Here is a 14,821-nt window from a genome sequence, read left to right as displayed (position 1 = left end):
AATCTTGCTTATTCATGGCTGGTATTGCATACTGCACCACCAGCCTCATCACGATTCCCATGAACGATACGCTTCTCCTGCTGGGTTTTGCCACCACGCCGCTTGAACTGATTTCCTTTGTCCTGGCATTGACAACCGTTGCGCTGAACATCCGCCAGAATCACTGGGCGTGGCTGTTCGCCATCATTTCCTCGGCCGCCTACGGTTTCGTGTTTTTCGAATCGCGCCTGTATGGCGACATGGCCTTGCAACTGCTGTTCATCAGCGTCTCGTTCTGGGGCTGGTACCAGTGGCTGCATCCGGCCAGCGGCGGCAAGACCCTGCCCGTGACGCGCCTCGACGGCCGCGGCTGGCTGGCATGCGCCGTCGGCTGGCTGGTGGGCTTCCTGCTCATCGCCTGGCTGCTGACGACGACGGACACGGACGTGCCCCATGCGGACGGTTTCCTCACGGCCGGCAGCCTGGTGGGACAATTCCTGCTGTCGCGCAAGAAACTGGAAAACTGGATCGCCTGGATCATCGTCGACGTGCTGTACGTGTGGCTGTATGTGCACAAGGGCCTGACCCTGACGGCCGTGCTGTACGCGTTCTTCGTCGTGATGGCCGTCATCGGCTTGCTGGCGTGGCGAAAGTCGGCCCCGGCCGCGCCGAGCGCGATGGTCCTCAAGTGATGGAGCGTTGCGTGCGCGTGGCCATCCTGGGCGCGGAATCGTCGGGCAAGTCGACCTTGGCGGCGGCCCTGGCCGAGCGCCATGGCACGGTGTGGGTGCCCGAGTATTTACGCGAGTTTGTGGAAACGCAAGGCAGGGTGCCCGTCGCGGCGGATCAGTATGGTATTGCGCGTACGCAAGTCGAACGCGAAGCGGCCGCTGCCGCCCAAGCCCGCCACTTCCTGTTCTGCGACACGACGCCCTTGATGACGGTGGTGTACAGCCGCCATTATTTTCACGGCGCCGATGCGCAACTGGCGGCGCTGGCTGATGCCACGCAGTACGATCTGACCCTGGTCACGGCGCCCGACAGCCCCTGGGTGGCCGATGGCTTGCAGCGCGAGTCGGAAGCCGTGCGCCAATTGATCTACCGCTACCTGCTCGATGAGCTCGACGCGCGCGGCATCGTCTACCACGTGCTGCGCGACAGCCTGGAAGCGCGCCTGGAACAGGCGGCGCCTTTGCTGCAGCAGGCGCTCGCTGCGGCGCCTGCCATTTCCCTCAATTAAAAGTCAAACTGCGCCGAGACTTTGAACGTCCGGCTGGCGCCCGGATACAGATAGCCATCCGATTCCGGCGTCACGTCGCGCCAGTAGAACTTGTCGGCCACGTTGTTGACGGCGGCGCGCAGCACGGCGCGCGTGCCGGCGATGCGCGTGGCGTACGCGGCGCCCAGGTTGAACACGTTGTACGACGGCACGAAGGTCGTGTTGCTGTACTCAAACGCTTTCTTGCCCGCATATTCCCAGCTGCCATTCACGCTCAAGCCCGCCACCTGTTGCACGGCGTAATCCGCATGCACGGCCGCCTTGAAGGCCGGCACGTTGGGCACGCGCTTGCCGTCGAGGTCGGCATTGCCCGTGCCTGACTGCTGGCTGTTCAGGGCCGTTACGGACGCGCCCAGGCTCAGGCTGGACGATGCCTTGCCCTGGGCCGACAATTCCAGCCCCCGGTGCTGGGCCTGGCCTTCGCGCACGAAGTTATAGGCGGTGCTGTCGACGTACTGGTTGAATTCCAGGCCCTTGCGGATCTGGAACAGGCTGGCCGCCAGCATGAAGTCCGGCGTCACATCCATCTTCACGCCGACTTCGACCTGCTTCGAGCGGCTGGGCGACAATTCCACGTTGGCATTGAGCGCCTTGCGGTCGGCCGTGCCGCCATGTTCCATGCCTTGCGAATAGGCCGCATACACGGAGAGATTGTCGAGCGGGGTGTAGACGAGCGAGACGTTGGGCAGCAGGAAATCGTGCTTGGCGCGGATTTCCGTATCGGCCTTGAGTACATACTGGTAGCCGTCGACATTGATATGGCGCAAGCCGCCATGCAGCTTCCAGTCCGGCGCCAGGCTGACGATGTCCTGCACGAAGACGGAGTTTTCCGTGTCCTTGCGCACCAGGCGCACGGGGCCTTGCACGCCCGTCGACATGTCGACGATCTGCGGGCGGTAGATGTTGCTCACGCCGGCCCAGTCGTACACGTACAGGCCGGCGCGGTCCTTGCGGCGGAAGGTCGAGACGCCGGCCGTGAATTCATGGCGCAGGGAACCGGTGGCGAACTTGCCCTGGATCATGGCTTGCGCGCTCAGCGGTTTTTTCGTCTCGCCCAGGCTGCGGTAGTCATACACGTCGAAGTCGCCATTGCCGCAGAAGCCGGGGTACAGGTCTTGCGCGCTGCAGCCGTAAGGGAAGGCCGTGTAGTCGTCGCGCTTGAACGAGTGCTGGTTGGCCGACAGGGTGGCGTGCCAGTCGTCGCTGAACGCGTACTGGAAGCGCAGACCGAGATTGCTGGTGACGGTTTCCACGGGACGCGTCCACGGCTGCAGGTTGAGCATGGCGTCGGCGCTGATGCCGGTTGGCAAGGTTTTATTGTTCAGCAGCTGGAAGCCGGGCGCCGTCGCCTGCGCCTTGTCCTGGTAGTCGGCATCGATTTGCAGCAGGGCTTGCGGCGAAATCTGCCAGTCGAAGGCGCCGGAAATGAACTTGCGGTTGCCGTCCGCGCCCTTGATGTAGGAGCGCAGGCGCTCGGCCGCCACGTTGACGCGGTAACCGAAACGCGTGTCTTCCAGGCGGCCGCCCAGGTCGATGGCGCCGTACACGGTGCCGCGCTCGCGCGTTTCCACGGTGACCGTGCGCAGCGGGGCGGCGGTGGGGCGCTTGACGATGAAGTCGATCACGCCGCCCGGCGCGGCCACGCCTGCCTGCAAGCCGGCCAGGCCCTTCAGCACTTCGATGCGTTCCTTGTTTTCCAGCGGGATTTGCGTGTCGCCAGGAATGGCCACGCCATCCTTGCGGTAGCTGGAATTGTTATCGAGCTTGAAACCGCGGATGGAAAACTGTTCCGCATAGCCGACGGCGTTATAGGCGTCGTTGATGCTGGTGTCGAGCTTGACGGCATCGCTGAGGTTGCGGATCTGCAAGTCCTGCATGTCTTTTTGCGAAATGACGGTGACGGATGCCGGCGTCTGCAGCAGCGGCGCGTCACTGAAGCCGCCCACGGAGGCGCGCTTGGCGGCCGGCGCCTTGCTGGCCGTGACGACGACTTCGGCCATGCTTTGCGCCTGCGGGTCGGCTGCGTCGGAAGCCAGGGCGGGCGCGGCAAACGCGTGCAGGATGGCCAGGGTCAGAACAGAAACGGATAAATTCGGTGTGGACATAGATTGCTCGTGGTTCAAGCCGTCTCTGTAAAAAGAGCACGGCAGGCTGCTTGTTCGGCTGGCGCCAACGCAGGAGCTATCAAAGGAGGGAGGTACTTTGCGCTTTCCTTCGCTGGCATTATCCAGATCAGGTACGAAGGGTATCTCTCACCCGGATGACTGCTCCAGGACCCCTAGCGAAATGACAGCTTAGCATGAACCACGGCCAGCTGTCCCACCCGGCTGACCGTTTTACAACAGTGTGATGCGAATCTACAGACTGAGTTCCAGCACCTTGCGGCTGACGGCGGGCGTCACTTCGCGCTGTTCGCCCAGGGCCGTCATGCCGTGCGCTTCCAGGGCGGACACGACGGCGTCCACGCTGGCGTGATTCAGGCCGTAGTCGGCCAGGCGCGTCTTGACGCCCATGTGGCGGAAGAAGAATTCCGTGCGCGCGATGGCGGCTTCGATGCGGCCATCCTCGTCGCCGCCGTCCAGGCCCCACACGCGGGCCGCGTATTGCAGCAGCTTGGCGCGCTTGGCCTGCTTGCGCACGCGCAACATGCTGGGCAGGATGATGGCCAGGGTTTGCGCATGATCGAGCTCATACAAGGCCGTCAATTCGTGGCCGATGGCGTGCGTGGACCAGTCCTGCGGCACGCCCACGCCGATCAGGCCGTTCAAGGCCAGGGTGGCGCTCCACATCACGTTGGCGCGCACGTCGTAGTCGTCCGGGTGCGACAGGGCCTTCGGGCCTTCTTCGATCAGGGTCAATAAAATGCCTTCGGCGAAGCGGTCTTGCACGGACGCGTTCACTGGGTAGGTCAAATACTGTTCCATCACATGCGCGAACGCATCGACGACGCCATTGCCCACCTGGCGCAGCGGCAAGGTGAACGTCTTCGACGGGTCCAGCACGGAGAATTTAGGATAGACCTTGCGGCTCATGAACGAGCGCTTTTCTTGCGTGGCCTTGCGCGTGATCACGGCCGAGCCATTCATTTCGGAACCCGTGGCCGGCAAGGTCAACACGGTGCCGAAGGGCAGGGCGGCTTCGACGATCTTGCCGCCTTTCGCCAGGATGTCCCACGCCACGCCTTCGTGCAGGGCGGCCGCGGCGATGAACTTGGTGCCATCGACCACGGAACCGCCGCCGACGGCCAACAGGAAATCGATGCGCTCGCTTTTCACCATGGCCACGGCCTGCATCAGGGTTTCATAGCTGGGATTGGGTTCGATGCCGGCAAATTCCAGCACCGTATGGCCGGCCAGCGCCGCCTTGACTTCATCGTAGACGCCGTTCTGCTTGATGCTGCCGCCGCCATACGTCATGAGCACTCTGGCCTGGGGCGGGATCAGCGCCGTGATGGCGGCGATCTGGCCCTGGCCGAAAAGGATTTGCGTCGGATTGTAAAAGTCGAAATTGAACATGGGGCTCCTGCCGCTGAGGTTTAGGCTGTTGCTGAGCCATGATTATGGCCGAATGGGTGGAAACGTGCCGTGGACGCTTGAGCTTTTCGTCCGCGCGGTGGAGAATGCAGCCGATGTCACCACCACGCGAAAAGGAATGCGCATGACCACCGTCCCACTGGAAGAATCCGGCCTGCCGGCCACCGCGCTCGACATGCACCGCGCCATCGGCGCCACCATCGCCGCACTGCAGGCGCTGGACTTGAACAGCCAGCGCTTCGAGGCGTGCACGGACCCGGAACTGCGCCGCGTGCTCGCGCATGCGGGCGACACCAGCCGCAAGGAAGCGGCCATGCTGCTCGAATGGATGCGCCGCCGCGACGCGCGCCTGGACACGGCCATGAAGGAAGCGCTGTTCAAGGCGGGGCCGATTGTTGCCCAGTATCACTATGACGAGAAAATATTGTAACTATTGGTTTGTTGCTGTGGCGTACCATGCGCCACTTTCGCATCGCTTCGCGTAGACTGTGCCCCTAATTAAATTTAACGTCGGATAGCAGCGGCTGTCCGGTGTATTTCAGGGGGCTTCAAGAAATGAGATCATTACCATACCGAGAAGGCAGCTGGTTTGCCGTGCCCTTGCCGGGCGGCGGCTATGCCGTCGGCGTGGTGGCGCGCAGGGCGCCTGCCGGGCGCATCATGCTGGCGTATATGTTCGGGCCGAAGCGCGACAGCTTGCCCACGCTGGAAGAGCTGGAAGGCTTGCGCCCGGAACAGGCCGTGCGCCGCCTGCGCACGGGCGACATGGCCCTGCTCAACGAGCGCTGGCCCCTGCTGGGCGACAGCCGCCACTGGGAGCGCGACGCCTGGCCCATGCCGGCCTTTATCCGCCGCAATGAATCCTTGCAGCGCGCCTGGCGCGCCAGCTATGCGGATGCCGACCCTGCCAAGCTGAACCGTGAGGAATCGATTCCCTTCGATACGCCGGGCATGGAAAGCGATTCCCTGTACGGCTATGGGGCAACGGAATTGTTGATGAATAAATTGCTGGCGCAGGAACAGGCATCCGCCTGAGCGGCAGGGAACGGCACAGCTGTGCCGTTCCCGTCCGTTTATGCCGCTGGCAAGCTGATCTGAAACGCGAGGCCGCCGCCTTCGCGGTTGCGCACTTGCAATTCGGCGCCGTGGCGCAGCAGCACGCGGTCGACGATGGCCAGGCCCAGACTATCGTCCACCTGCCTGCGCCGTGTGTCTCTTACGCCGCTGGCAAGCTGATCTGAAACGCGAGGCCACCGCCTTCGCGGTTGCGCACTTGTAATTCGGCGCCATGGCGCAGCAGCACGCGGTCGACGATGGCCAGGCCCAGCCCGGCGCCATTTGCCTGCCCGCGCGCCGTGTCGAGGCGGGTAAACGGCTTCATCAGCTGCTCGATCTTTTCCGCCGGCACGCCCGTGCCGTGGTCCTGCACCTCGATGATGACCTTTTTCGTACCGTGGCTGGTGCGCACCTGGCAGGCGATGTCGATTTCCGTCATGTCGCTGCCGGGCGTCTTGCCATAGCGGCGCGCATTCTCGATCAGGTTGTTCAGCACGCGGCGCAGGTCGGTGGGGTTGCCCATCGCATGCGCGCCCTCGGCGATGGTGGCGTTGATCTTCACGTCCGGCAGGCGCATGGCCTCGCGCGTCATGTCGCTGAGCAGGCCGCTCAGGTCGACATCGGTAAAGCTCGACGCTTCCGTCGGCTTGGCATAGTCGAGGAACTGGCCGATGATGGCGTCCATCTGCCCGATATCGGACTGGATGCCTTCGCGCGCCTCGTCCGACAGGTTCGCCATTTCCACTTCCAGCTGCATGCGCGCCAGCGGCGTGCGCAGATCGTGCGAAATGCCGGCCAGAATCACGGCGCGGTCCGATTCCACCTGTTTCAAATCGTCGACCATCTGGTTGAAGCTGCGGTTCGCCTCGATGATTTCGATCGGGCCCTTTTCCGGCAGCGGCGCCGGCTGCTTGCCCTTGGCGATGTCGCGCGCGGCCGCCGTCAGGCGCGACAGGGGCAGATTGATCAGGCTGGAAATGATGGCCGCGCCCAGCACGGACAGCACGGACACCAGGCTGGCCCAGCCCAGCCACTGGAAGCCCGTCAGGCCGCGCAGGCGCTCGCGGTCCAGCATCAGCCAGTACTCGTCGTCGTCGATCTTGAAGCTGACCCAGAAGCCGGCCACGCCGTTGACGCGCGCGGAAAAGCGCGTGTCCTTGCCCAGCTTGGCCTTTACCAGCGCCTCGATGTCGGGCATCAGGTAATTGTCGGGCGGCGGCTCGATGCGGTCGTCCTCTTCCAGCGAGAAGATGCGGATGCCTTCATTGCTGACGAGGTCGAACAGCAGTTCGCGCCGCAGCTCGGGCGCCGAGTGCGTCAGTGCCGCATGCGTGATGGTGACGACGGAAATGATCTGGGCGGAAATCTGCTGCGCCTGCGGCTCGCGCTGGATGACGGAAATCATGCCGATCCAGGTGATCATGCTGACCGTGGTCAAGGTGCCGAGCAGCAAAAAGGTGCGCCAGAACAAGCCGCTTTTCAGCCGCGCCAGGCTGATATCGGGAACAAGCTTCATCATGCCTCGCCTGCGATCAGCGCGGTTGTCCGTCCGGGATGAAGACGTAACCGAGGCCCCATACGGTCTGGATGAACAGCGGGCTCGACGGATCGGGTTCGATCAGCTTGCGCAGGCGCGAAATCTGCACGTCCAGGCTGCGGTCGAAGACTTCGTATTCGCGGCCGCGCGCCAGTTCCATCAGTTTCTCGCGCGACAGGGGCTGGCGCGCATGGCGGGCAAACACTTTCAGCACAGAAAATTCGCCTGTTGTCAGCGGCACCGTTTCGCCATTCTTTTTCAGCGTGCGCGTGCCCAGGTCCAGCACGAAGTCGCCGAATTCGAAGGTTTGCGGCGTTTCCGACGGCGCGCCCGGGATTTCATCGGGACCCTTGCGGCGCAGCACGGCGCCGATGCGGGCCACCAGTTCGCGCGGATTGAACGGTTTCGGCAGGTAATCGTCGGCACCCATTTCCAGGCCCACGATGCGGTCCACGTCCTCGCCCTTGGCCGTCAGCATGATGATCGGCGTCTGGTCGCCCGCGCCGCGCAGGCGGCGGCAGATCGACAGGCCGTCTTCGCCGGGCAGCATCAGGTCGAGCACCAGCAAGTCGTAGCGCTCGCGCAGCCACAGCTTGTTCATGGCCGTCGCGCTCTCTGCCGTGAAGACATTGAAGCCCTGTTCGGTCAGGTAGCGCCGCAGCAGGTCGCGCAGGCGCACATCGTCATCGACCACCATGATTTTTGCCTGGTGGCCGTGGATCGATTGCGTTGTTGTATTGCTGCCGGAAGTGGAGGTTGTGGTCATTTAGGGTGTCGTGTTATCTTATATTAGTTGCTATAGTAACGCCTCGCGCGGCGTCGGCAAGGGGCTGTGGCGACCCATTACAAAGTGTTACAAACTTTACCCAATTACTCTTACTGCACCGTGTAAAGCATCATACACTGGGGCCACAGTGGAAATCAGCTTTAGTTTATACGGCATCGCGGAAGAGGAACTCAATGAATATCTTTACTAAAAAAATTCACGCCGCTCCCAGCGCAGTTATTGCCGCACGTACGACTGTGCTGTCCGCATTTGCCGTTTGTTCCGTGTTTGCCGCCAGCCTGGCGTCAGCGCAAAACCAGCCGCCACCACGCCGTGACGACCAGCAGCAAATGCAGGCCCAGCGGTATGAACAGGTACAGCGCAGTAACAGCAATGATACGCGACTGCGCGAACAGCGTGACGCACGCAGCTTCGACACGCGCGCCGAAGAGCAGCGCCGCGCCAATGAAGGTGCCGACGCCTCGCGCCGCACGGGCCGCATGACGCCCGACGAACGGCGCGACCTGCGCCGCCAGATCAACGAAGTGGGCCAGGATATCTATTCCAACCCGCCGCGCCGCTAGGCAGCCATCCCCCCTCCGACAGGGCCATCTCGCAAGACATGGCCCTGTTTGCATCTGGCCGCCCGCATTGTTGCTCAGTCAGGCACACGGCCCCGCCCCGTGATATTGTTCTAGTGCACGGAGGCAATTCTTTGAAATGGCTGCTGGGGGAGGCAAGGCGTGAGCGACGACGACACACCCGTTCCGGATGCGGTCCCCGCAGGCGGCTTGCCGCACGGCCTGGTCCAGCGCGACGAGGGCGTGTTCCTGGACCTGTCGCTGGCGCCGGCGCAGCTGCGCGCCGCCGTCGACCAGCTGTTCCAGTCGGGGCAGTTGCTGGCGGGCCTAGATTACGGTTTGTTCCTGCTGACCCTGTTCCATGCGCCCGCACCCCGCGCCGCGCCCAAGGGCGACGCCTTGCTGCGCATCGCCGTGCGCGTGGCGCCATTCCCGCCCCAGCGCCGCGCCCTGTATAAACAGGTCAAGATCCGGGGCGACAGCGCCGAGTTTTACTTTGAAACCTTGCCTGCCGACGCGGATGGCCAGGTGCCGGCGCGCCGCGAGTTTGACGAGCTGGTGGCTGACTTGTGGTGCAAGGGCGTGCACTACGGCATCGATAGCGTGGCCGTGCGCGCCATGCTCGCCAGCGGCAAGGCCGAGCGCATCACGGTGGCGCGGGTGCTGCCGCCGCAGCCGGGGCGCGACGCCCAGCTGGTCGAAGTGTCGCAAGGCATCCACCGCGACGACGCGCCGCGCGAACGTTCCGATGGCCGCCTGGATTTGCTCAGCTTCAAGAACCGCTTCCCGCAAGTGAAAAAGCACGCGCGCCTGCTGCGCCTGCTGCCGGGCACGCCCGGCTTGCCTGGCTATGACCTGGCCGGCAAGGCGCTGCCGCCGCCCGCGCCGCTGGAGCTGGACCTGGCTGCGGTGGCGGGGCCAGGCACGTCGGTCGAGTATTTCAGCGATGGCGCTTTCGTCGTCGCCACCATGGATGGCTATGTGAATGTCGATGAGCACGGCAAGATGTCGATCGAAAACAAGATCGTCAGCCGCGAAGGCGTCAGCAGCCGCACCACGGGCAATCTGAAGCTGCGCGCCGCCTACGAGGAGTATGGCGAAGTGCAGGAGCAGCGCCAGCTCGACGGCAGCGACATCACCATCCATGGCGACGTGTATGGCCATCTGCACTCGCATGGCGGGTTGATATGGCTCAAGCGCAACCTGGTGGGCGGCACGGCCTTCAACGAGCACGGCGACGTGCGCGTCGAGGGCGTCGCTTCCGGTTCCGTGCTGCAGGCGCTGAGCGGCGAAGTGCACGTGAAGCGGGCCGAAAGCTGCGTCATCGCCGGCACGCGCGTAGTGATCGACAGCGCCAGCAATTGCGAGATCATCGCCGACGAGGTCGTCATCGAACTGGCCGAAGGCTGCGCCGTGGCGGCGCGTACCATCCGCATCGGCAGCGCCGGTCCCCGCAGGCAGGTGGAAATGCTGCTGTTCCCCCTCGTGCCCGACTTGAGCGCGCTGGAGCAAAAGATCGGGGAAAGCCTGGCGAAGGCGGCGCAATTCCTGCAGGTGCAGCACAAGCGCCAGCAGGAAATCGATGCCATCGCGCAATTGCCCGAGGTGCGCAACTACCTGACCCTGGCGGGCCAGCTGCGGCGCGGCGAATTGCAGCTGCAGCCAACGCAGCAGCTGCAGTACGACAAGCTGGCCGCGCGCATCGCTCCCGTGCTGAAAGAGGTGGCGCGGCTGCGCGTGGAAGTGAAACAGTCGGAAATCCTGCACGCGCAGATGCTGGCGCTGGTGGAACAATTGCGCCAGGAGCGGCAGGCGACGGCGGGCCAGTCGCGCTGCACCCTGGGCCTCGTCGATGGCGAGACGACGGTGCGCGCCCTCGTCGTGCCGCCCGGACCGGCCAAGGTCTACGACCGGCCGCCGAAAGAAATCAAGGCCTTGCTGCGCAGCGCCACGCCGGCCACGCAGCCTGTGTTCGCGGACAGCACGGGCAGCCTGGACTGGACTTACAAGCCACCGCCCTGATCAGTCGATAACTTTGCCGCGAGATTGCTTGAGGACGCTGTGCGTGCTCTTGCTGTCGAGGCGCCGCCGCTGCGAGCTGCGCGTGGGCTTGGTGGCGCGGCGCACGGCGGGCAGGAAAGTCACGCTGTCGATGATTTCCTGCAAGCGCCGCAACGCCTCTTCCTTGTTCTGTTCCTGGCTGCGCGACTGCTGCGCCTTGAGCACCAGCACGCCATCCTTGCTGATGCGGCTGTCGCGCAGGGCCAGCAGCCGTTCCTTGTACGCTTCCGGCAGCGACGAGGCGGCGATGGGGAAGCGCAAATGGATGGCGCTGGACACCTTGTTGACGTTTTGCCCGCCCGGGCCCTGGGCGCGGATGGCGGAAAATTCAACTTCAGCGGGGTTGACGAGGTGTTGCATGGCCTGCCTGTTGGGGGGGAATGTCGGTATTGTAAGGGAAGATGGCTGCGCCGGCGCAAGGCGGGGCGCCGAGGTCAGGCTGGCCTTCCGGGAAAGTTGAGTTTTCTCAACGCCGCCTGCGGCGATGCTGGTTAGCATGGGGCCAACGTTGCGCCACTGCGCATCCTGGCAGCGCTTACCGGATGAAAGGAACACCATGCAGCCCACGACCACGCCTGGCGCCGCAACCGCGCAATACCTGACGCAGTACTTGAGCTTCCGGCTGGGCGGCCTGGAATACGGTCTCGATTACCGTTGCGTGCGGGAATTGCGTCCGCTGAAGGAACTCGACCGTTTTTCCTCGGAAGGGGAAGTGCTGCACAGCGTGGCCGTCTCGCGCGGCGTGATCATTCCCATCGTCGACATGCGCGCCGCGTTCGGCAGCGCCCACGGCGCACCCGACCCGGCCACCGACGTGATCATCCTGCAGCTGAGCAATGGCGTGATGGGCATGGTGGTCGATGGCGTCACCGATATCGTCAGCCTGGCGCCCGCCGACATCGCCGCCGTGCCCGGCCTGGGCGAGACGGAAGCCGATTACCTGCTGGGCCTGGGCACGGTGGCAGGACGCCGATTGATCCTCGTCGACATCGACCGCCTGATGGCGATCCGCAGTCCCAGCCCCATGCAGGCGGCATAAAAAAAAGACGACCCGGGAGTCGTCTTTTGTCGCTACTTGCTTAACCGAGCTTTTCGAGTTGATCTTGCAAGTCCAGCCATTCCGCTTCCAGCTGTGCCAGGTCCTTGGTGAAGAAGGTCTGGTCGGCCAGCAATTGCTTCAGCTTGGCCTTGTTGGCCGCGTCGTAGATGGTCGGCTCGCCCAGCTTGGCGTCGGTTTCCGCCTTTTGTGCATTGCGCTTGGCGATCTGCTCTTCCTGGCGCTTGATCTTGTTTTCGATCGGCTTGCGCTGGGCGGCCGTTTTCTGGCGCTCTTCCGCTTCCTTGCGCTTGTCGCGCACGGGCGCGGCAGGGGCGGCAGCTACCGGCGAAGGTACGGAAGACGTCACGGGGAAGTCCGTCTTGTTGGCCTTGCCGGCGGCCGGCAGCACGTCCGTGCCTTTGCCCAGCTTGGTCTTGAACAGCCAATCCTTGTAGTCGTCCAGGTCGCCGTCGAACGGTTGCAGCTTGCCGTCGGCAACGATGATGAATTCGTCGGTGGTGGCGCGCAGCAAGTGGCGATCATGGGACACGACGACCAGCGTGCCTTCGAACTGGGCCAGCGCTTCCGTCAGCGCTTCGCGCGTTTCCAGATCCAGATGGTTGGTCGGTTCATCGAGCAGCAGCAGGTTAGGACGCTGCCAGACGATCAGGGCCAGCGCCAGACGGGCTTTTTCGCCGCCCGAGAACGGTGCGATCGAGGCGGTGACCATGTTGCCGGGGAAGTTGAAGCCGCCGAGGAAGTTGCGCAGTTCCTGCTCGCGCACGGTCGGGGCGATCTTCGCCAGATGCCACAGCGGCGATTCGTCGTGGCGCAGCATTTCCACCTGGTGCTGGGCGAAGTAGCCGATGTTCAAGCCCTTGCCCATGGTGGCGTCGCCCGTCAGCGGCATCAGTTCGCCGGCGATGGTCTTGATCAGGGTCGATTTGCCGGCGCCATTCTGGCCCAGCAAGCCGATGCGCTGGCCGATCTGCAGCGAAAACTTGATGCCGTTGACGATGGTTTTATGCGTGATTTCGCCCGTCGCTTCGTTCTCGATCTTGTAGCCCGCATCGACGTCTTCCATCACCAGCAGCGGGTTCGGAGCCGACAGCGGCTCGCGGAATTCGAACGAGAATTCGGCGGCGGCGCGCAATGGCGCCAATTCTTCCATCTTCGCCAGCGCCTTCATGCGGCTTTGCGCCTGGCGGGCCTTGGACGCTTGCGCCTTGAAGCGGTTCACGAACGATTCCAGATGGGCGCGCTTGCGCTGCTGCTTTTCCAGCGCGCCGGCGGCCAGGATCATCTGCGCCGCGCGTTGGCGCTCGAAGCTCGAATAGTTGCCCGAGTAGCGTTTCAGCTTGCGCTCGTCGATATGCACGACCACGTTGACGACTTCATCGAGGAAGTCGCGGTCATGGGAAATGATCAGCAAGGTGCCGGCGTAACGCTTGAGCCAGTCTTCCAGCCAGATGATGGCGTCCAGATCCAAGTGGTTGGTCGGTTCATCGAGCAGCAGCAGGTCGGACGGGCACATCAGCGCTTGCGCCAGGTTCAGACGCATGCGCCAGCCGCCGGAGAAACTGGCCACAGGTTGCTGCATCTGGTCCAGGGTGAAGCCCAGGCCCAGCAGCAATTGCTCGCCGCGCGATTGCACGGTGTAGGCGTCGGCATCGGCCATGGCGCTGTAGATTTCGCCGATGGCGATACCGTTTTCCGACGTGGCAGGCTCCGACTCCAGGCGCGCCAGTTCCGCTTCCAGTTTGCGCAGGGTGACGTCGCCATCGATCGCATAGTCGAGCGCGGCACGGTCCAGCGGCGGCGTTTCCTGCGCCACGTAAGCCACGCGCCACTTGGCCGGGAAATCGATCTCGCCCTGGTCAGGGTGCAATTCGCCACGCATCATGGCGAACAGGCTCGATTTGCCCGCGCCATTGGCGCCGATCAGGCCGATCTTGTCGCCCGGATTGAGGGTGACATCGACTTGTTCGAGCAACGGTTTGATGCCGCGCATCAGGCTTACTTGTAGGAAACGTATCATTTTTTTCTTTGTGTTGTAAATTAAGGCGCTGCGCGCTGACGCCAGCGCTTATACCAGCTTGAGCTGCTCGGCCGTCAGCAGGAAGACCATGTCGTCGCCGGCGCTCGTCGTCAGCCAGGTCAGGCCCAGTTCGCCGAAGGCTGCTTCCGCGTATGCGCGTTCGTTGCCGATTTCAATCATCAGGATGCCGTCGTCCGTCAGGCGCTCGGCCGCGCCGGCGATGATCTTGCGCACCAGGTCCATGCCGTCGCTGCCGCCGTCGAGGGCGATTTGCGGTTCGGCCAGGTATTCCTGGGGCAGGGCGCCCATCGACGCGGAATTCACGTATGGCGGGTTGCTGATGATCAAATCATATTTCTTGGCCGGCACGTTCGTGTACAGGTCCGATTCGATCAGGGTGACGCGGTCCTGCAATTTGTACGTGTCGACGTTGCGCTTGGCCACGGCCAGCGCGTCGGCGGAAATGTCCACGGCGTCGACCTGGGCGTTCGGGAAGGCGTCGGCCATCATGATAGCCAGGCAGCCCGAACCGGTGCACAGTTCCAGGATGTTTTCCACGGCTTCCGGTTCCGCCACCCACGGCGAGAAGTATTCAGGGATCAGCTCGGCGATGAAGGAGCGGGGCACGATCACGCGCTCGTCGACGTAGAAGTTGTACGTGCCCAGCCAGCCTTCCTTGGTGATGTAGGCGGCCGGCACGCGGTCGATGCTGCGGCGGTCGATGACGCTCATCACGCTGGCCACTTCCGACGGCAGCAGCTTGGCGTCGAGGAACGGTTCGAGCTTGTCGAGCGGCAACTTCAACGTGTGCAGGATCAGATAGGCCGCTTCGTCGAACGCTTCGGCGCTGCCGTGGCCGAAAAACAGCTTGGCGGTATTAAAACGGGTAACGGCGTAGCGCAGCAGGTCGCGTGGCGTGGAAAACGGGTTCGGGGTCATGGCATTCTCGAAA

The 14,821-nt window shown here is 63.5% G+C and carries 15 protein-coding genes and 1 riboswitch; of the genes, 7 read left to right on the top strand and 8 right to left on the bottom strand.

All coding sequences use genetic code 11. The features are described 5' to 3' along the window. The first annotated feature begins 59 nt into the window (after positions 1 to 59). A complete protein-coding gene (gene pnuC / locus O0879_RS10645; RefSeq protein WP_099667198.1) occupies positions 60 to 671 on the top strand; it encodes a nicotinamide riboside transporter PnuC in 612 nt (203 codons plus the stop codon). Further along, positions 671 to 1,219, top strand: coding sequence for an ATP-binding protein (locus O0879_RS10640; RefSeq protein ID WP_289904825.1), 549 nt, complete (start codon positions 671 to 673; stop codon positions 1,217 to 1,219). The genes pnuC and O0879_RS10640 overlap by 1 nt, the downstream gene beginning before the upstream one ends. Here O0879_RS10640 and O0879_RS10635 read toward each other — a convergent pair. Then, entirely contained in the window at positions 1,216 to 3,363 is a 2,148-nt protein-coding gene (locus O0879_RS10635; protein WP_289916381.1) for a TonB-dependent siderophore receptor, read from the bottom strand. The two genes, O0879_RS10640 and O0879_RS10635, sit on opposite strands and share 4 nt — an antisense overlap. Before the next feature lie 87 nt (positions 3,364 to 3,450). Further along, positions 3,451 to 3,548, bottom strand: a riboswitch (TPP riboswitch). A 67-nt stretch (positions 3,549 to 3,615) separates the two neighbouring features. Continuing rightward, positions 3,616 to 4,773, bottom strand: a complete 1,158-nt coding sequence (locus O0879_RS10630) for an iron-containing alcohol dehydrogenase (RefSeq protein ID WP_099667201.1) — start codon at positions 4,771 to 4,773, stop codon at positions 3,616 to 3,618. Between the two features lie 142 nt (positions 4,774 to 4,915). Between O0879_RS10630 and O0879_RS10625 the strand changes: the two genes are divergently transcribed. Both O0879_RS10625 and O0879_RS10620 read left to right on the top strand, forming a co-directional pair. Then, a complete protein-coding gene (locus O0879_RS10625) occupies positions 4,916 to 5,221 on the top strand; it encodes a hypothetical protein (protein WP_034750230.1) in 306 nt (101 codons plus the stop codon). Positions 5,222 to 5,346: 125 nt separating this feature from the next. Next, positions 5,347 to 5,826 (top strand): Imm26 family immunity protein, encoded by a 480-nt coding sequence (locus tag O0879_RS10620; RefSeq protein ID WP_099667202.1) that lies wholly within the window; start codon positions 5,347 to 5,349, stop codon positions 5,824 to 5,826. Positions 5,827 to 5,864: 38 nt separating this feature from the next. Here the strand turns inward: O0879_RS10620 and O0879_RS10615 are convergent, their stop codons facing one another. From O0879_RS10615 to ompR, 3 genes are read right to left on the bottom strand one after another with little or no spacing between them, the layout of a single operon-like run. Further along, positions 5,865 to 5,987 (bottom strand): hypothetical protein, encoded by a 123-nt coding sequence (locus O0879_RS10615; RefSeq protein ID WP_354670183.1) that lies wholly within the window; start codon positions 5,985 to 5,987, stop codon positions 5,865 to 5,867. Positions 5,988 to 6,007: 20 nt separating this feature from the next. Next, complete coding sequence (locus tag O0879_RS10610) at positions 6,008 to 7,366, bottom strand: sensor histidine kinase (RefSeq protein WP_289916380.1); 1,359 nt, start codon at positions 7,364 to 7,366, stop codon at positions 6,008 to 6,010. 13 nt (positions 7,367 to 7,379) lie between these two features. Beyond that, positions 7,380 to 8,081 carry a two-component system response regulator OmpR gene (ompR, locus tag O0879_RS10605; RefSeq protein ID WP_223278807.1) on the bottom strand — a complete coding sequence of 234 codons (702 nt, stop codon included), beginning with the start codon at positions 8,079 to 8,081 and terminating at the stop codon, positions 7,380 to 7,382. Positions 8,082 to 8,344: 263 nt separating this feature from the next. On the opposite strand from ompR, the gene O0879_RS10600 reads away from it, so the two are divergent. Next, positions 8,345 to 8,734, top strand: coding sequence for a hypothetical protein (locus O0879_RS10600; RefSeq protein WP_289916378.1), 390 nt, complete (start codon positions 8,345 to 8,347; stop codon positions 8,732 to 8,734). Between the two features lie 159 nt (positions 8,735 to 8,893). Next, the gene (locus tag O0879_RS10595) at positions 8,894 to 10,753 is read left to right on the top strand and encodes a flagellar assembly protein A (protein WP_289916375.1); all 1,860 of its coding nucleotides are present in this window, start codon (positions 8,894 to 8,896) and stop codon (positions 10,751 to 10,753) included. Here the strand turns inward: O0879_RS10595 and arfB are convergent, their stop codons facing one another. Beyond that, entirely contained in the window at positions 10,754 to 11,152 is a 399-nt protein-coding gene (arfB, locus tag O0879_RS10590; RefSeq protein WP_034779396.1) for an alternative ribosome rescue aminoacyl-tRNA hydrolase ArfB, read from the bottom strand. A 196-nt stretch (positions 11,153 to 11,348) separates the two neighbouring features. Here arfB and O0879_RS10585 point away from each other — a divergent pair, with 196 nt between their 5' ends. Beyond that, positions 11,349 to 11,831 carry a chemotaxis protein CheW gene (locus O0879_RS10585; protein ID WP_077406904.1) on the top strand — a complete coding sequence of 161 codons (483 nt, stop codon included), beginning with the start codon at positions 11,349 to 11,351 and terminating at the stop codon, positions 11,829 to 11,831. A 40-nt stretch (positions 11,832 to 11,871) separates the two neighbouring features. On the opposite strand, the gene O0879_RS10580 is transcribed toward O0879_RS10585, so the two are convergent. Next, positions 11,872 to 13,869: an ATP-binding cassette domain-containing protein gene (locus O0879_RS10580; protein ID WP_289916372.1), complete on the bottom strand. Its 1,998-nt coding sequence runs from the start codon at positions 13,867 to 13,869 to the stop codon at positions 11,872 to 11,874. 48 nt (positions 13,870 to 13,917) lie between these two features. Next, positions 13,918 to 14,808 (bottom strand): 50S ribosomal protein L3 N(5)-glutamine methyltransferase, encoded by an 891-nt coding sequence (gene prmB, locus O0879_RS10575; protein WP_099667205.1) that lies wholly within the window; start codon positions 14,806 to 14,808, stop codon positions 13,918 to 13,920. Positions 14,809 to 14,821 lie beyond the last annotated feature (13 nt).

Source organism: Janthinobacterium sp. SUN120 (genome assembly GCF_030397735.1).
GTDB lineage: Bacteria > Pseudomonadota > Gammaproteobacteria > Burkholderiales > Burkholderiaceae_D > Janthinobacterium > Janthinobacterium kumbetense.
The sequence above is the reverse complement of the archived record's forward strand: the minus strand, read 5'-3'. Positions and strand labels throughout refer to the sequence as shown.